Genomic DNA, 22,484 nt, shown 5'->3' with positions numbered 1-22,484 from the left:
GAACCCCGCAGCTGAAACATTTCCCTTCACCGTACATTCGTTCAAAACCTTCATTTTTCGTTTCACTGCGTAATTCCTGTTCATTAAGACCCCACCTAGACAGCAACTAGGTGGGGTTTGGATCTTTAGCTTGAACCAAAAGTGCTAATGCGATTGCTAGTCGGGTAAGCAGTGAGGATGTCACCTGAACCAGACGCATCTTTTAATACCTCAAACTTCCTCTAACCATGCCAAAATATTTTCTTTACTCTCCTCCAAACCCTTGTACGCCAACGAATCCGGTGTCATAGACTGTATGGCTGAGGATAGCTTGCAGCGCAAATTAGCATCTTTTTTGACTTCCCTGCAATCCCTAAAGTAGGTGCGGATAGTGAATAGCGCTGCTTCGTATTCTGGCAGTCCCCAAATCACCTGGCGTTCAATTCTCAGGAACAGCCGGGGGTTATCCCGGTCAAATTGTCTGCCTAGCCAGTCGTTGATTGATACATTTGCAGGTGGTTCGGGGTGATGGTTTAGGCGGGTATCGGTACTCAATCCCCAAGCAAAGCGTACCATCGGTTCTCGCGTAATCATCGTGTTAACAATGGCGATCGCTCGTCGATTAATTTTCTCCATACCTGCCACAGGTGCATGGATTGTGGTAAAATCATAGCCAACTTTCTCCTCGGCTGACCAATGGTTGGGGTAGCACAGATGAACAGCACTCAGCCAGTTGCTACCATCATCACAACGGCAAATGACTGTTATGTCTTCCTGTACCTGGGCGGCTATTGCATCAAGAGTGGACGCGTAAGGTGGAAAGACTTGGTTAGCCTGAGTCTCGACTTGTCGTAACTCGTAGTTTGCATCTAAGTAGAGGATTTCTCCGGTAAGCTGACAGTGAAATGCTAAGTCGCCGTTGGCGAGCTGTTGGCTGTGAAAGTAGTGGGGGTGTTCTTGGGTGAGGCGATCAATAATTAGGCGGGCGATGCCTGACGGCAAGCCGCTCCGCGTCAACGCACCTGCTACACTATGAGAATAATTGCACGTCTGGTAGTACTTGCTCAACCTTTCACCACGAGCTAAGAGCTTGGTTTGACGATAGTGAGCAAAGTTACCATCAATTTGAAAGACCTGCTTGTCAGCCTCACCATTACCCAAGCATGAGCCGAAAGGCATAAAACCAGGTTTAACCTCGTACCGTCCGTTATCAAGGGGAAAGTAACAAGCCGAAGCGCTAGATGCTTCGACTGTTTTGGCTTCTTGGAACAAACTGTCTGCAAGTGCTTGCATAACCATTTTTGGTATGCTTATTTTTTTATATATTATCAAGCCAGTCGTTGCGGAATCGGCTTTAATTGATAAACTCTCCAAAAGAAAGCATCTGCTGCATGTTGATTGCCAGGGAAATTGACCGCTTCCACAATTCGACCATTCTGAATACGAAACAGAAATCCCCAAAGCTCATCAATGTCATCGTTTCCTAAATTGCTCCATCCACGATGGATATCAACCACGTAGTTATCATTGCCCCCTAAAAACAACACTTCCGCCTTAAACTTTGCTTTTCCTAACTGTTGAAAAAACGCGAGAACTTCATCGACTCCGCGTTTGTCACCCGCTAAAGGGTGATGTCCGGGTATTCGCCAAACAATATTGGGAGCAAAAATTTCTCGGACAGTCGCTATATCCCCTTTGCCATAGGCGTCGTAGTAACGCTTGATAATTGCCACATTGGGATGGTCTTGGGTGGCATTCGGCGCTGCTTTTGCGGTTTTCTGCTCAAACAAGTTTTGACAACCCATAAGAAACGACAAACCTGCAACGGAAGTCAACTTCAAAAATTCTTTGCGATTTTGTTGAGTAAACATTATTTCTTTGCTCCCTGGAAAGTAGATAGGTAGAAATAAACAGAACTATGTTAAGAAATGTAAAAGCCTCTAAAACCCGCGCCTTAGACCAATGACTAATGACTAAGGACTGCCGAAACTCGTTAACTTTATTTGTACCGACCTACTAATTTGAAATTGAGGGCGTTAAGCACTCCAGCGTGTGTTTGCTCCAGCAGCAATATCCAGTGCTTCACCAGTAATCGTAGAAGCTTCTGGCATTGCGAAGAAAATCATAGCCGCTGCAACCTCTTCGGGTTTAAGAAAATCGCGATCCTGAGCGTTGAGTTGTGTCCTTAAAAATTTGGAGAACTGGTCACGATACTTTGGCTGTAGTGACATTGCAGTGGCGACTCCAGTCGGATTAACGCAGTTGACAGTGATTCCATCTTTCGCCACTTCAGAAGCTACCGACTTAACTAAACCCAACGCTCCCCACTTTGAGGCGTTGTAGCTAGGAGAACCAGGCGATCCCCACCGACTGTTGCATGAGACGGTGACAATGATTCGTCCATATTTGCGCTGACGCATATGCGGCAGTACCGCCATCATGGTATACGCCACACCCGTGAGATTAACATCAATGACATCATTCCAGGCAGCTTCGTTCATGTCAACAAGGTTTCCCATCGTCAAGATGCCTGCATTGGGAACGGCAATGTCAATTTTGCCAAACGTTTGGATTGTGTTAGCAACTGCAGAACGCAATTGTTGAAGATTACGAACATCGGCTTGGATGGCGATCGCCCTACGCCCTTCTGCCTCAACTTGCCGTTTTGTCTCCATCAAATCCGATTCACTGCCGAGTTTGTAGCCAGTGCTGGGAATGTCTGCTGCAATGTCTACTAGAGCAATATCAGCTCCTTCTTTTGCCAACGCCACTGCACAAGCGCGTCCAATTCCTCGCGCTGCACCCGTGATAAAGGCAATTTGTCCTTGGAGTCTGCCCATTGCAGCCTTTTGATTCTGGTTGTTTGTTTGAGGTTGCTGTGCTGATAGCTGACTCAAGCTATTGCTAGCAACTGCTGCTAGTCCAGCCACGGTACTGCCACCAACAAGCAGCCTGCGCCGTGTGATGGGGTTTGTCTTCCTAGGGTATTTCTTCTTACTCATGCTGTTTTGTCTTGAGAATTTGGAGAAAATCTAAAAAAAGATATTTCATACTTAACTAAGTCTGTCTAGGAAATTATTGCTCTTGCCCAGATAATTACCTGGTGTAACGCCAACTAGGCGCTTGAAATGCCAGCCGAAATGACTCTGGTCGTAGAAACCCGTTTTGAATGCAACTTCAGCGATCGCCATACCTTGCGCAAGCAGCCTTTTCGCCTGGGCAATACGGACTTGCATTTGGTAAACGTGTGGAGTCATCCCCATTTCCTTGCTAAATGCCCGACATAGATAAAAACGGCTTAATCCTGCAACGTTTGCCAGTTCATCCAAAGACACGTTACGAGCATAGTGTTCTTGCAGAAAATCACAGACATTCATAATGGCTGGACGTACTGATTTCAGTGGACGCATCGACGGAGAATCTTGGGCATAACGTACAATTAAATGAGTCAGCAAAAGCAAAAGAGCAGTGTCTTGTTCAAGCTGGAAGAAATTTTTTTCTGAAGCAATGTGCAACTGTAAAAACAAATCAGTTAGTTCTTCATCTTGGAGAAACGCTGTGGGAAAAAAGGGTAAACTTGTGGGTCTTTCAGCAATTTCCGCAGCCGCAGTTTGTAGTAAATCCGGATTGATATGCATCATCCAAAACTTGGCTGCTGCTGGTAGGTATGTTCTCTCGCTAGGTGAATGAACTTCACCAGAGTGAATGATGCTAAAATTTCCCATTGGTATCTGATGCAACTCACCCCGATAGTAATATTCACCTTGGCAATCAAAGCTGAGACCAAATTGATATTCGATGTGGGAATGTCTCGGGAGCGGTTCTACAGAACCTGAAGTGTATGTGTACTGCTCCAAAAGTATACCGTCAGATTCCCACGCCCTGACGGTAATCTTTGCTGCTGCGTTGTGCATCAATGTGTTTCGAGCCTCGCCCTATGGATAAAAGTCATTCTTATTTAGAGCATAAAAGACTGCTTTTCGCTCCAACGGTTGCAGATTTGGCAACTGTTTTTCTGTGAACTTCGCGAAAACCGCCGGAGTTCCACAGTTCAAAAAGAAAGGACATAGGGTAGGGTAATAATTTCCCCACACCCGAACACAACCGAAAATATGCAATCTAAATGTGTTTTAGTTTACCTATTTCCGTGAGAAGGCTCCCGCCATAATCTTTGATTTGGTGGAGAGATGAATCACGGGGCAAAAATGCAACGTCCTCCAACTGATTTCTTGCACGGCAAGAACAAGGAAGGGGGACAGTTGTATTTTTGCCACTTTCCGTGGACACCTCAAGAGCTAATGAACTATAATTTACGCTATAAAGTAGAGCGTAAAGATGCTGGTATTTGAGGCAAAGTTGGAAGGAACAAAGGAGCAATATGGAAAGCTGGATGAGGCTATCCGTACTGCTCGTTTTGTTCGTAATAGTTGCCTTAGATATTGGATGGATAACAAGGATATCGATAAGTATGACTTGAGTGCATACTGTGCTGTACTTGCAAAAGAGTTTGAGTTCGCCAAAAAACTTAACTCTATGGCTCGTCAAGCTAGTGCTGAACGAGCTTGGGCGGCAATATCTCGGTTCTACGATAACTGCAAGAAAGGCAAGCCAGGAAAGAAGGGATACCCACGCTTTAAGAAAGAACAAACACATGGTTCTGTTGAGTACAAAACCAGTGGCTGGAAGCTTTCCGAGGATAGGAGGTATATCACTTTCTCTGACGGATTTGAGGCGGGAACCTTCAAAATGTGGGGAACCCGCGATTTGCATTTCTATCAGTTGAAGCAGATTAAGCGTGTGCGTGTTGTACGTCGGGCTGACGGGTACTACGCACAGTTTTGTATTGACCAAGAACGGTTGGAGAAGCGGGAAGCAACATTTAAGACTGTTGGGATTGATGTTGGGTTGAACCACTTCTACACCAACTCTAACGGGCAAACAGTTGCAAATCCGCGTCATTTGCGCAAGTCCGAAAAGTCTTTGAAGCGACTGCAACGTCGTTTTTCTAGGACGAAAAAGGGTTCTAAAAACAGAGCCAAGTTTAGAAATAAATTAGCTCGCAAGCATCTCAAGGTAAGCCGCCAGCGTAAAGACTTTGCCGTAAAGACAGCAAGGTGCGTAGTGATGTCTAACGACCTCGTGGCGTATGAGGACTTGAAGGTGCGCAACATGGTGAGAAACAGGCATCTTGCCAAATCCATATCCGATGCAGCGTGGACTCAGTTTCGAGAATGGGTTGAATATTTTGGGAAAGTTTTCGGCGTGGTCACAGTTGCTGTACCGCCCCACTATACCTCCCAAGACTGCTCCAACTGCGGTCATGTTGTTAAGAAAACTCTTAGCACTAGGACACACACTTGCTTGCATTGTGGGCACATCCAAGACCGAGATCATAACGCTGCACGAAACATATTAGAAAAGGCATTAAGTACGGTGGGGCACATCGGAACTCACGCCTCTGGAGAGAGTGACCAATACTTGGGAGAGGAAACTCCTCCAAGCAAGTCAACTCGTGGAAAGAGGAAGTCCAAGAAGTGATTCTTGGAATCCCCCGCTACACCGCTTGCGGTTAGCGGTGGGAGGATGTCAATGCCTCAGAACTTCTTCCTGTGTCGGTAATGCATTAAGGTTATCAACCACGAATGAATTTCTGGTATTTTCAGCACCCGAAGGCAATTGATATCCTGAGTCGTGCAAAGTCATGCCAGCAGTTGAGAACAGAAGCTTTTTGCCAGCATGTTCTTCAAAAAAGCGCGGATTGTAGACCTTAAAATAGATACCTCCTGGAAATTCTGAATACTTGCTGATGCGGTAGTCACCTAGGTAGATGCTAAATCCTCGTGATGTAATTGGCAGTTTATTGCTCAGGTTAATTTTGACAATATATGTCACTCTGTCTAATGTGGTGTTTTCCGCCGTTTGCATAAACTCAATGTTTCTCAAGTCTGCTGCTTTGGGCTGAGTAGCAATGACTTGGAGATTTGCCACTTCCGGATATGTAATGTTCAGCATATCTTACTCCTTTTGTCAATTAGTTAGCTGTAACTCATCAAGGTAAACAGTTCCAGATGGAACAATGTTGAATGACAGCTTAATTTCCGTCAGATTGTTAATGTCAATACCATCCTCTTGAAGACCCTCTAAGGGAATGCGGAGGGTTTGCATGACGGTACGAGAGAATGTGCTTTCTTCCTCTCCTTCACCTGGGAAGCCCAACGCAACCTTATCTGGATAGATGAGCCTGCTTATGGAACTAGCAGCAAAACAGCTTCCCTTGGCTTTGTCGTGTACCTCGATGGTAAAGTCCTGATCCTCTCCTATTTGATTATTTGGTTCCGTTGATTGCCCAACTCGCAACGCCAGGAATTTAAACGCTTCAGTATCTAGCGTCTGGGGATCTAATTTGATGCGATAGCTGCCGCCGCCACCAGTCCATCTTAACCGTAGACCCTGAGTCTCCTGGTAGAGATGATCTGTCGGTTCCTGTCCTTCAAACGATAACTTCTTGGCGTTGATTTCTGAAGTTTCGACTGTACCTACAACTGGCTTTGATACCTCAAGACTGGTTTGGGATTCCTCAAAATGTTGCACAAACAAACGATGAGAACCTTGAAATTGTGAAACCAGATTGACATTGTTTGGAAGCCAACCAGCCTCAATGCCAAGCGCATGGTTTCTCAACAATTCCAGAAATTCGTGTTTGTCTTGAAGTACAGACATCGCCAAAGCTGAAATATAAACCTTAGCAATCTGTTCCTGGTCTTCACGCTCAATTGTTTTGGTAGATTCTTGCTGCCATACACTGTTAAAGTAATTATGATTTGCACCATGAATCCACAACAGCGATTTGAATCCTCGTGCTGGTTGTGTAGGGTTAGCAAGGTCAACTGTATGTGACCTGTCATATGTCTTATAGCCTTCAAACGTGAAGACATCACCATCACGGCTACCATGAATGATCAGGTAGTTGTCCCGCACTTTGGTAGATCCCGTTACAGGCACATATTGACCGTCCGTAGGGGCGATCGCAACGGCTGCACGAATGTCAAAACCATAGGGTCCTAAACCAAGAGAACCATCAAGTGGAACAGGTGCTAATTCGGGGTCGAATTGGACGCTTTCCATTGAGTTGAAAAGACTGGCGTGTCCTACTGCTTCTCCCCCACGGGAATGACCGACAATCATCACCCGCGACATATCGACTTTGCCTTCTAGGGGATGTCCAGCCTGTGCATTCCAAAGCTGAAATTGCTTAAGGTGTTCTAGATGGACAATTGCTCTTGCATCGTTTTCGCCAAAATTAAAGCCGTTAATAAAGTTAACATCTATCGTTGCGGCAATAATTCCATGAGATGCCAAGAGTTCGCACAAATAAATATATCCTGGTGTTGAGTTCTCTAGAGGGTCGTGGTTACCGTGGGCAAAAACGACCAATGGGAAAGGTCCATCTCCCACAGGTATTCTGATGTGTCCGTTGATTGGAACTTGAGTATTATCAAAAGGCCAATCAATACTAAAGCCCAATTCAGCAATGTTCGATATATCAATCCGTCGCGTAGCAAATCCGTCAGTTGGATTCTGGTATACGTGATATTGATTCAAATCCGGATTTGAGCTGTAATCCAAGTTTGGTGCGGCATAGACTACTTCAGTGAAAGTATAAGCACCTGCTTTTCCTGGATTGCTGAGCTTATTACATAAATCAGTTATATTCTGCATAGAAGTCTCACCTTGGGGTGCAGCGTTACAATACTGCCCCAGCATTGGCTTCGGTTGTTTACATACTTGATCTACAAGTTCTTAACTTGAGTTTCCATAATCTGGGCACCGCCTGTCCGAAAATAAGAAGGACGCGCGAACAGGTGAGGACAACCCGCCCCCACATCCTACAAAACCTCTTATCTTACCGAAAATTTGGGTTTAAAGCCCCGTCCTAAAGGAGCGGCTTTCTCTTTGTCTTCAGACTTCTGATGAGTTCTCTTAATACATCAGTTTTTGTTCTGCCAACTTCCGAGCAGTAGTCTTCAAGAATTTGAAGTTCATACTCTTCTACTCTAAAATCTAATCGTTTCTTCATACTTATTGTACAGCTTTATTGTGTACAATAGTAGCATGAGAACACTAAGATTTAAGTTGTACTCACACAAGCGCAATAGGTACCTCAAGCGGATGATTAACGCTGCTGGGGTAATTTATAACCACTGCATTGCCCTTCATCGTCGGTACTATCGGATGTGGGGTAAACACTTGAATTGTGCGAAACTTCAATCTCATGTTGCCAAATTGCGGAAACGTAATCCATTTTGGCAATCAGTGGGTTCTCAAGCAGTACAGGACATTTGTCAACGTATTGAAAAAGCATACCAATTGTTTTTTAAACATAATAAGAAGGGGGTTCGTCCACCAGGATTCAAGAAAGTTAAGAAGTACAAATCGTTCACCCTAAAGCAAGCAGGGTATAAGTTTTTAGGTGGCAATAGGGTCAAAATTGGAAATCGGGTTTATCAATTTTGGAAGTCTAGAAGTTGGGAGGGAACGGTCAAAACACTAACCATCAAGCGCACACCATTGGGTGAATTGTTTATGGTTGTTGTAGTTGACAATTCTTTGGAGCCAGAAATCAAATTCACGACTGGTAGAATAGCGGGATTTGACTTCGGCTTAAAGACGTTTCTCACTTGCTCTGATGGCTCTAGTATTGAATCACCGCAATTCTTCAAGCAGTCTCTCAACGCCATTAAGAAAGCTAGCAGACAGCATTCCAAAAAGTTGAAAGGGTCAGCTAACCGAGAACGGGCAAGAAAAAATCTGGTACGCAAGTACGAGGAAATTTCTAATGCTAGACGTGATTGGTTTTGGAAGTTAGCCCACGACCTAACTAGTAGGTTCGATGTGCTGTGCTTTGAAACCTTGAACCTTAAAGGAATGCAACGCCTTTGGGGACGCAAAATATCAGACCTAGCTTTTGGGGAATTTCTACAAATTTTAGAGTGGATTGCCAAAAAGAAAGGCAAGCAGGTCATATTTATAGATCAATGGTATCCGTCTAGCAAAACTTGTTCTAGTTGTGGACACGTTCTAGAAAAGCTGGATTTGTCCGTCAGAGAGTGGCGTTGTCCGTCCTGTCAGTTGGTGAATGGGAGGGACGAGAACGCAGCTAAAAATATTTGTGCAGTTGGGGCAACAAAAACGCTGGGTTAGGCGATGTAAGACGGGCTGCGCCTGCAATTGCTGTTTGAGCCTAGAATCCCTGCCCTACAAGGGCAGGGAGTATGTCAATCCCGCCTATGTGCAACGCGACAACTTGACTAAAAACCATACATCCAGTTAAATATATTCAGACCAATCGGTCGTAAAAGCATAAATGTCAAAAGGCGAAGAAACAAAAGAGAAAATTCTCCAACAAGCAGCCGAACTGTTTAATCAACAGGGATATGCTGGCTCGTCTATTTCAGACATCATGCGTGTTACGGGATTACAGAAAGGAGGAATATACAATCACTTTAAAAGCAAAGATGATTTAGCGCTACAGGCTTTTGACTTTGCGATCGCCCAACTTAGACAGCGTTATTTAGCCGCAATCCACAGCAAGCGTCATGCAATTGAGCGCCTGCAAGCAATTATTGGTGTATTTCGCAGCAATATAAATAACCCAGTGATCAAGGGAGGGTGCCCACTGCTGAATACTGCTGTTGAGAGTGATGATGCTCATCCTGCTTTACGCCAACGCACTCAACAGGCGATGAACTCTTGGCGCAACCTGTTTTATCGAATTATCCAAAAAGGAATACAAAAGGGTGAAATTCGCTCAACGGTTCATGCAGATGAAGTGACCACCATCATTATTTCCACACTTGAGGGGGCTGCGATGATGAGCAAGCTTTATGGAGATTCGATTCATCTTGAACGAGCAATCAATCATTTGACTCATTATATCGAAAGCCAATTACGCATTTAACCCCAGTGGACTTTCTTGAGTTTTGTTTACAAAAAAAAAGACCGTTTGGTCTGAAAAAAGAAAAATTGAGAAATCATACTTCAACAAAAGGAAAGCAATAGGAAAGCAATGAGTGATTTTTGTGGTCAGGTAGCACTGGTGACGGGAGCATCGCGAGGCATAGGCGCAAGCGTCGCCTGTATGTTAGCAGAACGTGGTGCTGACGTAGTTATTAACTACCGCAGTAAGGGTTTACGTGCTATTGAAGTAGCCGATGCAGTACGTGCCACTGGTCGTCAAGCCCTCCTTGCTCAAGCTGACATCACAAGTGAGAGCGAAATCACAGAGATGATGAAGCTCGTAGAGAAGCAGTTTACACGCCTTGACCTCCTTATCCTCAATGCGAGTGGTGGAATGGAGAAGGATAAGGCAGCCGACTATGCTATGCAACTTAACTTTACCGCTCAAGTACGTGCTGTTGACCTATCGTTACCACTAATGCCAGCAGGTGGACGCATTGTTTTCGTCACCAGTCACCTGGCACACTTTTATGGTCAGAAGTCTGTTTATCCAATCTACGAATCAGTGGCACAGAGCAAAAAAGCTGGCGAAGAGGCTCTGCGATCTCGTATACCTGAATTAACGAATAGAGGCATTAAACTGCTGGTAGTCAGCGGTGACTTGATTGAGGGTACTATCACCCCTAAGCTTATGCAGCGCCAGAACCCGGGTTTCATTCAAGCCCGCCGTAAACAAACTGGTTTTCTGCCTAGCATTGAAGACTTCGCCCACGCCATTGTCCATACTGCAGCAAACACTCAATTGCAAAGTGGAGCAACTATTTTCGTGGGAAGTACTGAATGGGAGATTGCTTAGGCACATTGACAACTCCTAAGCAGCCGTTAGCAAAAAGCTGACGATTCTAGAGTGTTGACCAATATCTAATCCAAAATCCAAAATCTAAAATCTAAAATTGATATGACTCATTCTTTCAATAGTCAAGAAAAACCCTTACGTCTGATTACACTTCCTATCAGTCATTATTGCGAAAAGGCACGATGGGCGCTGACAAAGGTGAAACTTCCTTACGTTGAAGAACCTCATATGCCACCGTTTCATCGATTTGCAACTGGTCAAGTTGGTGGAAAATCAGCTCCTGTTCTGATAACTGAAGCAGGAGCTTTCACTGATTCAACTGATATTTTACGATACCTGGACGAAATAGCTCCTGATAACGCTAAGCTATACCCCACAAACCCTGAATTACGCCAACAAGTTGAAAAACTGGAAGATTTATTTGACGAGCAGCTTGGATCTGCGATACGCCGTTGGGCTTACTTTTATGTGATGGATGACTACAAGTTTATGCAACGTAGATGGTGTCAGGGTGTTCCTTTTATTGAGGGCGCATTATTTCCAGTAGTTTTTCCCCCAATGCGCTCAGTGATTCGGCGAGGCTTCAACATAACCGCAGAATCTGCTGCACAAGCATATGAACAAATCAAGAGCATTTTTGAGCAAGTGAGTGAATTATTATCTGATGGACGCACCCACCTGATTGGAGATAGCTTTTCTGCTGCTGACATCACTTTTGCTGCACTCGCTGCTCCTGCTGTGTTACCCCCAGAACAGCCGATGAGCGGTGGTAACTTGCAGGAGTTGCCATCCAAGATGGCATCTGAGATTAGTGCCTTTCGAGAAACCCCAGCCGGAGCCTATGTGCTGCGTCTCTATCACGATAGAAACAATTGAATTTGGGAATTAAAAAATGAATCCATTAGCTATTCAAGTGACGTTCTCCCAACACCGACCCTGACGGGTACGGTGTGGGCTTCTCCAAATCGCTTTGAAGAAATTTCCTGCTTCATTGGTCGTTACTCCAGATACCCCAAGGATTACTCCATACAGCAATATCCACGTTCCGATACCTCCACAGGCAGTGAGCGAGACTCCTGACGCCCCACGGAGTCTTTGTACATGAAGCGATAAGCTTTGTACAACAATCATGTAATTGATTTTACGCAACCAACCTAACAGATAAAAATCTATATTTCTGGTTGCAACCCCATATCAATTGTCATGGTTCAAAACCGTTCCCAACGTTCGCACTGTTCACCTAGCAAGCTAGTACGTTTGTGTCGAGTGGTCAGTGGTTAGCTGATATAATCATGATAGCATCTGTTTAGACGTTGTATAGACATATATATTATGAGATCTAAGGGATTGCATATCAGAATCAGTGAACGCAGATTGAATAAAATACGGGCGTATGCTGCGAATAAAGAAAAAACGATTACTCAAATCATTGAAGACTACATTGACCGACTACCGTCCGCAGAGATTGGAGATTCCTCAATCACCCCTCGCACTGAATAACCTGCGGTTATTGCCGTTTAGGGGTGTTTCGTCATCTCCCGCCTTATATCCCGGCGCTAAATCGAAGATTATAGCGCGGGACTTACGGCGAACAAGTTAACTCTTCATGGAGCCATAGTTGTGCTTGTCGGGTTATTAACAGGAATACCTTATAGCTACGCAATTAACAGAAAACAGGATGAAAACACCGTCCGTGCATGGCGTGTGGCGCATTCTGGTTTGGCAATGGGTGGAACCACAATGATTGCTATCTCTGCTGTTCTATCCTATTTGAAATTAGACCCCATATTTGGCTTAACTTTGGTCTGGTCATTTGTAGTTTCGGGATATGGATTTTGTATTGCTTTGCCCTACGGTGCTTGGGTAGGTCATCGTGGTCTTTCTATTGAAGGACCAAGCCAAAATAAGGTTGTCTATGCAGGAAATATGGTGGGTGCAATTGGCTCATTAATTGGAACCTTGGTACTCATTTTTGGCTGTTTCAAGACTCTTATATAGGAAGGAACAGGAAAATTTTTTTGTTCATTTGCAGACCTTTCGGTCTTTTTGGTCAAATTTAGGAGGAATTCTCAATGCTCAAGTTTTACTACAATCCCCGCTCGCCTATGGCTCGGCGTGTGTGGCGAACTTTACTAGAAAAGGAGATTCCTTTTGAGCCGATTTTGTTGAGCTTAGATGGTGATCAATTACAACCAGAGTTTTTAACAATTAACCCCTTTCATCATGTTCCAGTCATAGTTGATGACGGTTTGCGGGTGATAGAATCTTTGGCAATTTTGGACTATTTAGAAACTAAGTACCCCTTACCTGTGCTGTTACCTAGAGAAGCTCAGAGCTTAGCAACAGTAAGGATGGTGCAAATGGTGACTACAAATGAACTACTTCCAAAAGTAATTTCTTTAATTTATGAAAGTGAAGATTCACCCAAATTTTTACAAGCAAAAGAGCATATAGAAAAAATACTAAAATTTTTTACGGAATGTTTAGGAAATAGTTCTTATTTTGGTGGCGCTCAGTTAACTCTAGCAGATATCGTTGCTGGAACAGATATGTCTTTCTTACCTATGTTGGGAGTCACTTTGAGTCATTACCCGAAGCTAAATGACTGGTTTGAGCGCTTGATGCAGCGAGAAGCATGGCGAAAAACGGAACTGAGTACAGAAGATTTTGAAAAATTCAAGCGAGTTTTGGTGAAGTTACGTAAGCGTGAGATGAGCCGAGGAAATAATGCTTAGTAGGAGAGGAAAATCTATGTTGAGAGAAAATAAGTCATTAGCGATCGCCTGTGCGTCAGGTAGTTTCAAAGGTGCTTTTGCTCATGGTGTGTTAAGTGCTTTGGAAGCCGGTGGAGTTCGCGCAGATGCCTATGCTGCTGCATCTTCCTCAGTTATTCCCACAGCTTGGGCTACGCTTGGAAAAGCGACAGAATTGAGTGTGGATTACTGGTTAGCAGGCTTACAAGTCCTCAAACAACCAAATGTGGGAATGAGCCAAATAGTGCTTGGGGGAATTGCACATTTCAGTCCAAATAAACAACTGTTTGAACCAGAAACACCAGAATATTTCGTTGCTACCAGTGCAGTGATCACTCCAGAAGCTGCTAGTGAAACTCAAGGAGAAAAAGCAAGACGCTTAGGGCGACGCTTGTTGGTATCAGCCGGGAAAAAAGACCGCAGTTGGGTGGATAAACACTTGCAATTAGCTGTATTTAGCACAAAACTAGGAGGTGAAGTGCATCTTGATGCCAGTAACTTTGATGAAGTGACGTACGCATCTTCTCGGATGCTTCACGGTTGGGATATCCCTGCTTGGATAGGCACAAAGCCTTACATTGATGCTTCCTACACGTGTTTGTGTCCGGCGATGGAAATGGTTGAGCAAGGATATCAAGAAGTGGTGGCGATCGCCAACGAACCAGGCACACTGTATCAGGATATGTTCCAGTTAGAGGCAATTCCTGAGAGCTACAAAGGAGTTTCCATTGACATTATTCAACCAGATGTAGACCCCAAAGAATTTGGAGTCAATTTTACAGATGCGACTGAAGAAGGGTTCTTGGCACTGTATCGCCACGGAGAGGAAAAGGGGAGAGAATTTACAAGAACTTTTCGATGATCATCTCGTCCACATACGTTCCGTTCAACTTGGCGTGTTTTTGCGCTGTCCCAACAATGTGAAAGCCACGTCGGAGGTAGCTGGCTAACGCCGCTTCGTTATCGGCACGAACGTATGTGAATATCTTTTCGTATCCCTTACGGCGAGCAGCTTCAAACGTGGCATCGAACAGACACGTGCCAATGCCTTGTCGTCGGTATGAGAGATCCACATATGTTCCGATGACTCCCACATGGTCAAATGCATGTGTGTAGGTCGCAAATGGTTCCATACTTTGAAAACCAACAACTTTGTGATCTGCACGACATACAGCAACATGGAACACCCCACGCTGGGGAAAGTTCAAAATGTACTCCCGTTCCGCCTCGACTGTCAAGGGTGTGTCAACCGCAGTATACAAACCAGTTGCGATGATGGGGTTCCAAATACCGACAATCGCCGCAGCATCATTCGGTCGTGCTTCTCGAATCAGCAGATCCATGAACAGTTGCCTCTAACAACTTCAACGATTTGATAACCGTTATATTGTAGATATATACATTTAGCTATATGTTCCATTTAGAGGCAATTCCTGAGAGCTACAAAGGAGCTTCCATTCAGATTATTCAACCGGATGTAGACCCCAAAGAATTTGGAGTCAATTTTACAGATGCGACTGAAGAAGGGTTCTTGGCACTGTATCGCCACGGAGAGGAAAAGGGGAGAGAATTTATCAATCGGTGAGGAAAGGATTTAGTGCCTTCTCAATACATTAACATTGCGACTTTTCAAAATAAAAAATCAGTCCATTGTCAGGCTGGACTGTAAAAAATATCGACAAACCACTTACCCATATTGGATAAACGTTAGCCAGGGAGCCGCCCGCCTGACTTAGGTTAACCATCTAGTCTTAGTGAAGTACCCACCACCAAATCGGAATACCTTTAACTGGTGGGGGCTTCGAGTTTCATCCGTCGATGCCACGGCGCGGAATCTCCGAAGAGATCGCCAACCAAATCCCGTGATGGTCTTACGGGCGCGTCCGGAGGTTTGGGACTCGCCCCAGAAATTAGATTTCACAGCCAACGGCATAAGGGTTTCAGACTCATTTTCGGACAGGTCTAAAGGCTTCGAGGTGATTAGATACAGATTTGGGGCTGTTTCCATCAGGCATGATTGCCCCATGCAGGTAAGCCTGATTTAGATTCACATCACTTAGATCGACTTCAGTCAAATTTGCCTCAGTGAGGTTGGCTTGAGCCAAGTTTATTTTAGTTAATTTTGCCCCTTTCAAAATGGCACCAGTGAGATTTGCCCGACTCAAATTTGCCTGAGTCAGGTTTGCACCACTCAAGTCGGCACCACTAAAGTCGGCACCACTCAAATTGGCACTCTTGAGATTAAACGCAATCAACTTCAGGTTCCTAAAGTTTCTTTGCCCAGCTGCATATCGGCTTAAAAGTTCATTGGCATCCATATTGGCTGCCTCGCAACGAGTAGCGTTGTCGCTGTTTACCGATCTTAATCATAATTCACAATCAACAGTTTTTACCAAATTACCCATAAGTATAAGCTGACTGCCCCAATATGCGCCTTTCTTGTCTGCGTTCTCTGTGCCTGGAGCGGTTCGTTAGTATTATATAGATATGCACTCCCAGCCAATTGTCTAAGTTTGAGTAAAGTATGGAAAAACAAACGATTCATGTTATCGGAGGTGGACTCGCTGGGACAGAAGCAGCGTGGCAAATTGCTTCTGCTGGAGTGTCGGTTATTCTTTGGGAAATGCGCCCAAATCGCTACAGTGGTGCGCATCATACGGAACATTTGGCGGAATTGGTGTGTAGTAATTCTTTTGGCGCAATGGCAAGCGATCGCGCGGCTGGTCTATTGCATGAAGAATTGCGTCAACTCGGTTCTGTTGTGATCTCAAAAGCTGATGAACACGCCGTGCCTGCTGGCGGGGCGCTAGCAGTAGATAGAGGACGATTTAGCCAGGACTTGACGGAAACCTTATCTCGCCATCCGTTGATTGAACTGCGGCGGGAAGAACTGCGTGTTATCCCTGAGGGGATTGTTGTTTTGGCAACTGGTCCATTAACCAGCCCGGAATTGGCGGAAGATTTACGCCGCTTTACGGGGATGGAGTACCTCAGCTTTTTCGATGCCGCAAGCCCTATTATCGTGGGAGAATCAATTAACCGCGACATCGCCTTCATGGCATCGCGCTACGACAAAGGCGAAGCTGCTTACCTCAACTGCCCGATGAATAAAGAGCAGTACTTGCAGTTTTGGCAAGAACTGCGTACAGCCGAACAGGTGGAATTGAAAGATTTTGAACGGGAAACAGCGAAATTTTTTGAAGCCTGTTTGCCAATTGAAGAACAAGCACGGCGCGGGGAAGACACGATGCGCTACGGTCCCCTCAAGCCAGTGGGTTTATCGGATAGTCGGACTGGGGAACGTCCCTACGCCGTGATACAGTTGCGGCAAGAAGACAAAGCAGGTCAACTTTGGAATATGGTAGGATTCCAAACAAATCTGCGTTGGGGCGAGCAAAAGCGAGTCTTCCAAATGATTCCTGGTTTGGAAAATGCCGAGTTCGTGCGGCTGGGGGTGATGCACCGCAATACTTTTATCAACGCGCCTCAGCTTATGTTACCTAGTTTGCAATTTAAGGAGCGTCCAACGCTGTTAGGTGCTGGACAGTTGATTGGGACTGAAGGCTATACCGCAGCCGCCGCAGGTGGTTGGTTAGCGGGAACGAATGCAGCAAGGCTAGCTTTGGGGAAAGAACCCTTGACCATTTCAAATACAACGATGATGGGGGCGCTGTTTGAGTTTATCAGTTCCGCTTCGCCCAAGCATTTCCAGCCAATGCCTCCTAACTTTGGGATTTTCCCAGAACTGGGTGAGAAAATCAAAAACAAACAGGAACGTTACGGACGTTATCGCGATCGCGCTTTAGCTGAGGTCAGGGAATTCGTAACTCGTAATTTCTAACTCGTAATACAAAGAGAATAATTACGAATTACGAATTACGAATTATTTTGATTATTTGCGTTGGTCTTCAATTGTCTCGTCTTTAGTCGTTGCGATTCCATGTACACCGATCGCGGCGATCGTTGCACCTATGAAGCCCCAAGTCCCGTTAGCAAATGCATTGATCCGATGACTGAGACTACGATGATAGGCAAGATCCAACTGTCTATTATTCACTCGGACATCCCTGGTTAACTTGTCCACATACCTTTCGGTTCTTCCTAGCGCTTCGTAGTCAGTGTTGAACGAGTAAAGTGATGACCCCGCCACCAACAAACCAGGAATAACTAAGGCAATAAAGAGAATGACTCTGCCTATGCTCATACAACCTCGTTAGGCAATATATTTGAGTTAACGTGAGTTCGATGTATCCTGATTTGACCCCTCTCCAAACCTCTCCCCTTGTAGGGGAGAGGCTTAAAAATCCCATTTTTACGTAGCTCCTCCCTCTCCTACAAGGAGAGGGAGGTCGGGTGGGAGAGGTCGGTGAGAACTCACGTTGAGTTAATGCTGACATAGCGGGAATTTGCTGAGAGTATCTAGCGAACAAATTAGAAAAATCGTGCCTATGAGAGGTTCAGGCATATTTGAGGAATAATATTCATGATGTTTGCAACGATACCTTAGCTCAATGTACTACTTGTAGCGCTTTTCATTTGAATGAAAAAATCGTAGGGTGGGCATTGCGCTTAAAAGCTTATATGATGGACATTTGAGCTATTGGTGAGCAATGCCCACCTATCAGACATTCATGTACTGCGATTGCGCGCAGCGCAGTGTCCTGCATGGCGATCGCTCTCGTTTGAGAAAGAGTCTAGTACGGCGCAACAGAAATAACAAGGGCAGTTATGTAGCGCAACTCAATTGAATCAAGTACAGATTTATCGGCGTTGCTGATTTGAAGTATGAATCCAAGTGTAGAGACGTACCATGGTACGTCTCTAGAAGGGTTTGGAATCACACGACATCTTTTTCATACATGGATTCAGCAACGCCGATTTATCTGTGTCCATCTGTACGGCAGTTGCTATCTCCTTCGGAGACGCTTCGCGAACAACGGGGGGAACCCCCCTCCGGGTTCACCAGTCGCCTGGCTGTCGGGAAACCCTCCTGCAGCGCTGGTTCACCGCAACGCACGCAAGAGTCCATCTGTGGTTCATTATTTCTTTGGTGTATTTTACTCCGCATTGCAAACCGTTATATAAGCTATCGCAAGCGAACCCTACGGTCCTTGAACAGGAATATCAGCAACCCTAATCTTGGGCAAAGTGCTGTAACTTTGGTCGCTACCAGACATATTATTCGTCGCTAAAGAAAATGAGGTGGCTGATGGAGACATTCTTCCCAAAAAAACAAATTCCCCCTTCAGAGTCGTCCCAGGTTGAATTTCAATTTCAGAGTTGTCTGGTGGTGCTACCAAGTTGTACTGATTACCCAGGTTATCTATCAGTACCATGTCCTTGCTATTGTTCAACTTGATCGGGTCTTTATGACCATTCGTCACCGCAAGGTTGACCTTAGTACTATCCTCAGCAAAGGATATCCCTGTTAAACGTACCACAGTGCCATTGGCATGATTCATCTGGAGATTGAGAGTTTGAGGTGGTGGTAGTAATGGTGAGGTATCTGTAGAGGTCGTTTGGGTATCGGTCGTTTGGGTATCGGTCGTTTCGAGTGGCGATGCAGTAGGTGCCACAGCAGGTGTTGCGGCTGTCTTGGCGGTCGGTGAACTGGTAGCAACATTAGGATTGATTTGTCCCAATAACATCTGTTGCAATCGTGGGTTTTTGATAAGTAGCCAAATACCAGCGCCCAGTACCAGTAGTAAAGTAAACAGAACTCCCATCAGAAAGCCACTAAAGGCATTACTGCCACGACGGTTGGTTTTTGGTTCTTGTTGAAAGCGCTTTTCCGTCATTTGAAGTAAAATTCCTACTTTACATAACAAAGGATATCTGTTTTGCACCCACCTTTGGATCTATCTTATTAATTATTAGAAATTCTTATCCATAAAGATTCCGGTTCTTAATTGAGTGCAAGACAACCTTTTCTTGTGCGATGGGCTTCTAGCCCGTCTTAAATTGAGGGCGGGCTAGAAGCCCACCCCACAAAATATGTATTTCATCCAAGTGAGAAGCGCTATAGATTTGGGATGAGGTTTCTAGCCAATGGTAGTCACCAAGGCAAATCAAGGCTATAATAATGTTTATTGCCGTGACAAACTTTCGGGGTTTGCGGCTTTAAGGGCGCGTAGCTCAGTGGATAGAGCAACAGATTCCGGTTCTGTTGGTCGGGGGTTCAAATCCCTCCGCGCTCGTCTTTTGTACCACATTATTTGTCTGCGTTGACAAATTGATATCTGTATATTGTTGTGGTCTGTGGTGAAAACTGTGTTTCACAGCATAATGCTGCAATATATAAGGGACTTCCAAATTAAAAAATATCCAACTTTTCTTGTGGGATGGGCTTCTAGCCCGTCCTATAAACTGGGCGGGTAAGGATACCCACCCCACAAGTTGGATAATTTATTTCTTGGAAATCCCTAAAGTACGTCCTAAATATTTTCTGGAAAGACTGTTATCGTATTTGTAGCTAATATCCAGTCTTTTCTTACAAAAATTATTATGAGCTTTAAAGAACTTATTAAGCAGTTACCTCAGATTGCTAATGTTCTTGGTCAACTCCGCACACTAGCTCAAAACGATCCAAAACTTATTAAAGTATTACAGGAATTCGGACTAGACCCGACTCAGCCTCCAGAAAAACCTGACGCTATTTATGCTTGGAGTATCGTCAAGTATTATGACGAATCTCAACAAAAGCAACCGATGATAAATCTGTTGGGTGAAGACGAGATAAAAAAGACTTTTGTAGAAAAATATAATGCTAATGACTTAGCAAAATTTTTCAAATCAGCAAAAGATTTTATTATTCGCAAAGGGTTGTGGGCTGAGTTCCGAGAAAAAGAGGTTGACCTGAGAGCAGAGATTCAGAATTTTTCTAGTGTTTACACTCAAGTTACGAAATGGGCTAGATCTCCTCTAAAAGTTTTAACTGATCCAGATTCTACTAAAATTCCAGAAGAATATTCGCCTTATCCAAAAGAGTTTCAAGCATTAATACAGAAAAAAATAGAGTCATTTTGCGGTCGAGAATTTGTTTTTCAGAAAATACAACAGTTTATTTCCCGTAACTCTAACGGTTACTTTACTATCGTGGGAGATGCAGGGATGGGAAAAAGCACCATTGCTGCAAAGTACGTTTGGGTTCATAAATTTCCTTGCTATTTCAATATTCGCGCTGAGGGTCGCAATAGACCTGAGTTGTTTTTGGAAAGTATTCGTCAACAGCTAATCAATCGTTATTGGTTGCAGAATGCCAAGGATGATAATTTACAGAGTTTACTTCAAAAAGTCAGCGATAATCTTTTAGATGACGAACGCCTTGTGATTGTGGTTGATGCGCTTGATGAGGTGGAGCAAGAAGACCGAGATAAAAATCTTTTAAATTTACCGACAACACTCCCCAATAAAGTTTATTTCTTGTTGACGAGACGACCTTATGTTGCAGATAATAAGCGCTTGTACACTCAGGGAGTTCCTGAGGAGGAATTAGATTTAAGAAGTCAGGAATATGGAGATTTGAGCCGTAAGGATATTGAAAATTACATTTGGTTCTTTATCCAAGAAAATCCCAAAACTAAAGATAGTCTCAGTCAGTGGATTGAGGAGCGTAAGATAGCTGCTTTGACTTTTGTTGAGCAGGTAGCTGACAAAAGTGAAAATAACTTTATGTATTTGTATCATCTCTTGCCAGGAATTGCTCAAGGAGAATACAACGACCTCTCCTTAGAAAAATTTCCCAAGGGTCTTCAGGAATACTATCGAACCCATTGGGTGAGGATGGGTATGGATACAGAACCTAAGGAAAAGATGGTGATTATTCTATTTATTTTAGTGGAAATTAGTACGCCTATTCCCTGTGAGATGATGGCAGAAATTGCCAACCAGGATGAATATGAGGTGCAAAAGGTTTTGGATCAGTGGGTTGAGTATTTGAAAGACCAGAAAATAGATCAAGAAACCTGCTATAGCATCTACCATACAAGTTTCCTTGAATTCCTTAAATGCAAACGGGAACTGAAGAAAACCCGGAAACTATTTGACGAAGTGAACCAAAGGATTGCTGAATATTTTACAAGGAAGATGGCGTAAGATGGGGAAACTTGCCCAGAAATTAGCTGCACAACCTCTCTGGTTCCAGAACGCCTATCTGAGCAGTGCCGTAAAAAGTCAAGTGGAGTCGGGGAATTTTGCAGAGTGCTACCAAACTTTGACTGATTTCGACTATTTAGAAGCCAAGATTAAGCGTCCTGAATTTGGAGTGCAAGCGCTGATTACAGATTACGATTTGATTGACTCGTCAAAGGTGGCAACTCACTCAGATGATAACTCCCATGAAGTAGAAACGCTGAAACTGATTCAAGGAGCACTGCGTCTCTGTGCGCATATTTTAGCTGAGGATAAGACGCAACTGGCAGGGCAATTATTCGGGCGGTTGCTGTCTTTTCCACAACCTGGGATTCAGACGTTATTAGCACAGGCAAAGCAGTGGCAAGATGATCCTTGGTTGCGTCCCCTGTCACCTAGCTTAAGTCCTCCCGGTGGACCTTTGCTTCGTACTCTCACGGGTCATAGCGACTCGGTAAACGCAGTCGCCGTCACTCCAGACGGCAAGCGGGTGATTTCTGCTTCACTTGACAGCACTCTCAAAGTCTGGGATTTGGCTGATGGCAAAGAAGTTTTTACACTTACTGGTCATAGCGACTCGGTAAGGGCAGTCGCCGTCACTCCAGACGGCAAGCGGGTGATTTCTGCTTCCGATGACAACACACTCAAAGTCTGGGATTTGGCAGATGGCAAAGAAGTTTTCACACTCAACGCTCATAGCAGCTCGATAACGGCAGTCGCCGTCACCCCAGACGGCAAGCGGGTGATTTCTGCTTCACTTGACAACACTCTCAAAGTCTGGGACTTGGCTGATGGCAAACAACTTTTCA

At 44.5% G+C, this 22,484-nt stretch carries 22 protein-coding genes, 1 tRNA gene and 1 pseudogene; 14 read left to right on the top strand and 10 right to left on the bottom strand.

Annotation, left to right across the window (positions count from 1 at the left end):
• Positions 1–210 precede the first annotated feature (210 nt).
• The 4 genes from ACM0OZ_RS37915 to ACM0OZ_RS37900 all read right to left on the bottom strand — a co-directional run bounded on the left by ACM0OZ_RS37915 (position 211) and on the right by ACM0OZ_RS37900 (position 3,893).
• Positions 211–1,278 carry a heme-dependent oxidative N-demethylase family protein gene (locus tag ACM0OZ_RS37915; RefSeq protein WP_414588002.1) on the bottom strand — a complete coding sequence of 356 codons (1,068 nt, stop codon included), beginning with the start codon at positions 1,276–1,278 and terminating at the stop codon, positions 211–213.
• A 29-nt stretch (positions 1,279–1,307) separates the two neighbouring features.
• Positions 1,308–1,850, bottom strand: a complete 543-nt coding sequence (locus tag ACM0OZ_RS37910) for a nuclear transport factor 2 family protein (protein ID WP_414588001.1) — start codon at positions 1,848–1,850, stop codon at positions 1,308–1,310.
• Between the two features lie 165 nt (positions 1,851–2,015).
• Positions 2,016–2,981 carry an SDR family NAD(P)-dependent oxidoreductase gene (locus ACM0OZ_RS37905; protein WP_414588000.1) on the bottom strand — a complete coding sequence of 322 codons (966 nt, stop codon included), beginning with the start codon at positions 2,979–2,981 and terminating at the stop codon, positions 2,016–2,018.
• Positions 2,982–3,032: 51 nt separating this feature from the next.
• On the bottom strand, positions 3,033–3,893 hold the full coding sequence (locus ACM0OZ_RS37900) for a helix-turn-helix domain-containing protein (RefSeq protein WP_414587999.1): 861 nt from the start codon (positions 3,891–3,893) through the stop codon (positions 3,033–3,035).
• 291 nt (positions 3,894–4,184) lie between these two features.
• Between ACM0OZ_RS37900 and ACM0OZ_RS37895 the strand changes: the two genes are divergently transcribed.
• Entirely contained in the window at positions 4,185–4,328 is a 144-nt protein-coding gene (locus ACM0OZ_RS37895) for a hypothetical protein (RefSeq protein WP_414587998.1), read from the top strand.
• On the top strand, positions 4,315–5,517 hold the full coding sequence (locus ACM0OZ_RS37890) for an RNA-guided endonuclease InsQ/TnpB family protein (RefSeq protein WP_414587997.1): 1,203 nt from the start codon (positions 4,315–4,317) through the stop codon (positions 5,515–5,517). The genes ACM0OZ_RS37895 and ACM0OZ_RS37890 overlap by 14 nt, the downstream gene beginning before the upstream one ends.
• Before the next feature lie 48 nt (positions 5,518–5,565).
• On the opposite strand, the gene ACM0OZ_RS37885 is transcribed toward ACM0OZ_RS37890, so the two are convergent.
• Together ACM0OZ_RS37885 and ACM0OZ_RS37880 are read right to left on the bottom strand one after the other, a co-directional pair.
• Complete coding sequence (locus ACM0OZ_RS37885) at positions 5,566–5,991, bottom strand: hypothetical protein (protein ID WP_414587996.1); 426 nt, start codon at positions 5,989–5,991, stop codon at positions 5,566–5,568.
• A 15-nt stretch (positions 5,992–6,006) separates the two neighbouring features.
• Complete coding sequence (locus ACM0OZ_RS37880; RefSeq protein ID WP_414587995.1) at positions 6,007–7,698, bottom strand: alpha/beta hydrolase family protein; 1,692 nt, start codon at positions 7,696–7,698, stop codon at positions 6,007–6,009.
• 393 nt (positions 7,699–8,091) lie between these two features.
• Here ACM0OZ_RS37880 and ACM0OZ_RS37875 point away from each other — a divergent pair.
• The 7 genes and pseudogenes from ACM0OZ_RS37875 to ACM0OZ_RS37845 all read left to right on the top strand — a co-directional run bounded on the left by ACM0OZ_RS37875 (position 8,092) and on the right by ACM0OZ_RS37845 (position 14,407).
• Positions 8,092–9,218 (top strand): annotated as a pseudogene (locus tag ACM0OZ_RS37875) (RNA-guided endonuclease InsQ/TnpB family protein).
• 125 nt (positions 9,219–9,343) lie between these two features.
• A complete protein-coding gene (locus tag ACM0OZ_RS37870) occupies positions 9,344–9,937 on the top strand; it encodes a TetR/AcrR family transcriptional regulator (protein ID WP_414587994.1) in 594 nt (197 codons plus the stop codon).
• Positions 9,938–10,045: 108 nt separating this feature from the next.
• Positions 10,046–10,792, top strand: a complete 747-nt coding sequence (locus tag ACM0OZ_RS37865; protein WP_414587993.1) for an SDR family oxidoreductase — start codon at positions 10,046–10,048, stop codon at positions 10,790–10,792.
• A 102-nt stretch (positions 10,793–10,894) separates the two neighbouring features.
• Complete coding sequence (locus ACM0OZ_RS37860) at positions 10,895–11,668, top strand: glutathione S-transferase family protein (protein ID WP_414587992.1); 774 nt, start codon at positions 10,895–10,897, stop codon at positions 11,666–11,668.
• 744 nt (positions 11,669–12,412) lie between these two features.
• Positions 12,413–12,790 (top strand): hypothetical protein, encoded by a 378-nt coding sequence (locus ACM0OZ_RS37855; protein ID WP_414587991.1) that lies wholly within the window; start codon positions 12,413–12,415, stop codon positions 12,788–12,790.
• Positions 12,791–12,864: 74 nt separating this feature from the next.
• On the top strand, positions 12,865–13,527 hold the full coding sequence (locus ACM0OZ_RS37850) for a glutathione S-transferase family protein (protein ID WP_414587990.1): 663 nt from the start codon (positions 12,865–12,867) through the stop codon (positions 13,525–13,527).
• A gap of 16 nt (positions 13,528–13,543) precedes the next feature.
• Positions 13,544–14,407, top strand: a complete 864-nt coding sequence (locus ACM0OZ_RS37845) for a hypothetical protein (protein WP_414587989.1) — start codon at positions 13,544–13,546, stop codon at positions 14,405–14,407.
• On the opposite strand, the gene ACM0OZ_RS37840 is transcribed toward ACM0OZ_RS37845, so the two are convergent.
• Positions 14,388–14,888 (bottom strand): N-acetyltransferase family protein, encoded by a 501-nt coding sequence (locus ACM0OZ_RS37840; RefSeq protein ID WP_414587988.1) that lies wholly within the window; start codon positions 14,886–14,888, stop codon positions 14,388–14,390. The genes ACM0OZ_RS37845 and ACM0OZ_RS37840 overlap by 20 nt on opposite strands.
• A gap of 68 nt (positions 14,889–14,956) precedes the next feature.
• Here ACM0OZ_RS37840 and ACM0OZ_RS37835 point away from each other — a divergent pair, with 68 nt between their 5' ends.
• Positions 14,957–15,130 (top strand): hypothetical protein, encoded by a 174-nt coding sequence (locus tag ACM0OZ_RS37835; RefSeq protein WP_414587987.1) that lies wholly within the window; start codon positions 14,957–14,959, stop codon positions 15,128–15,130.
• 361 nt (positions 15,131–15,491) lie between these two features.
• Here the strand turns inward: ACM0OZ_RS37835 and ACM0OZ_RS37830 are convergent, their stop codons facing one another.
• The gene (locus tag ACM0OZ_RS37830; RefSeq protein ID WP_414587986.1) at positions 15,492–15,863 is read right to left on the bottom strand and encodes a pentapeptide repeat-containing protein; all 372 of its coding nucleotides are present in this window, start codon (positions 15,861–15,863) and stop codon (positions 15,492–15,494) included.
• A 206-nt stretch (positions 15,864–16,069) separates the two neighbouring features.
• Between ACM0OZ_RS37830 and trmFO the strand changes: the two genes are divergently transcribed.
• Positions 16,070–17,386, top strand: coding sequence for an FADH(2)-oxidizing methylenetetrahydrofolate--tRNA-(uracil(54)-C(5))-methyltransferase TrmFO (gene trmFO / locus ACM0OZ_RS37825; protein ID WP_414587985.1), 1,317 nt, complete (start codon positions 16,070–16,072; stop codon positions 17,384–17,386).
• Between the two features lie 51 nt (positions 17,387–17,437).
• Here trmFO and ACM0OZ_RS37820 read toward each other — a convergent pair whose 3' ends face one another.
• Both ACM0OZ_RS37820 and ACM0OZ_RS37815 read right to left on the bottom strand, forming a co-directional pair.
• Positions 17,438–17,749, bottom strand: a complete 312-nt coding sequence (locus tag ACM0OZ_RS37820) for a hypothetical protein (protein ID WP_414587984.1) — start codon at positions 17,747–17,749, stop codon at positions 17,438–17,440.
• A gap of 898 nt (positions 17,750–18,647) precedes the next feature.
• Positions 18,648–19,343: a hypothetical protein gene (locus tag ACM0OZ_RS37815; protein WP_414587983.1), complete on the bottom strand. Its 696-nt coding sequence runs from the start codon at positions 19,341–19,343 to the stop codon at positions 18,648–18,650.
• Between the two features lie 326 nt (positions 19,344–19,669).
• Here ACM0OZ_RS37815 and ACM0OZ_RS37810 point away from each other — a divergent pair.
• From ACM0OZ_RS37810 to ACM0OZ_RS37800, 3 genes are all read left to right on the top strand, one after another.
• Positions 19,670–19,742 (top strand) — tRNA-Arg (locus ACM0OZ_RS37810).
• Positions 19,743–20,049: 307 nt separating this feature from the next.
• Positions 20,050–21,639 (top strand): NACHT domain-containing protein, encoded by a 1,590-nt coding sequence (locus tag ACM0OZ_RS37805; RefSeq protein ID WP_414587982.1) that lies wholly within the window; start codon positions 20,050–20,052, stop codon positions 21,637–21,639.
• Position 21,640: 1 nt separating this feature from the next.
• A partial coding sequence (locus tag ACM0OZ_RS37800) for a WD40 repeat domain-containing protein (protein WP_414587981.1) occupies positions 21,641–22,484 on the top strand: 844 nt, incomplete at its 3' end.

The sequence above is a fragment of the Scytonema sp. PCC 10023 genome (assembly GCF_963920835.1).
GTDB lineage: Bacteria > Cyanobacteriota > Cyanobacteriia > Cyanobacteriales > Nostocaceae > Kalymmatonema.
The sequence above is the reverse complement of the archived record's forward strand: the minus strand, read 5'-3'. Positions and strand labels throughout refer to the sequence as shown.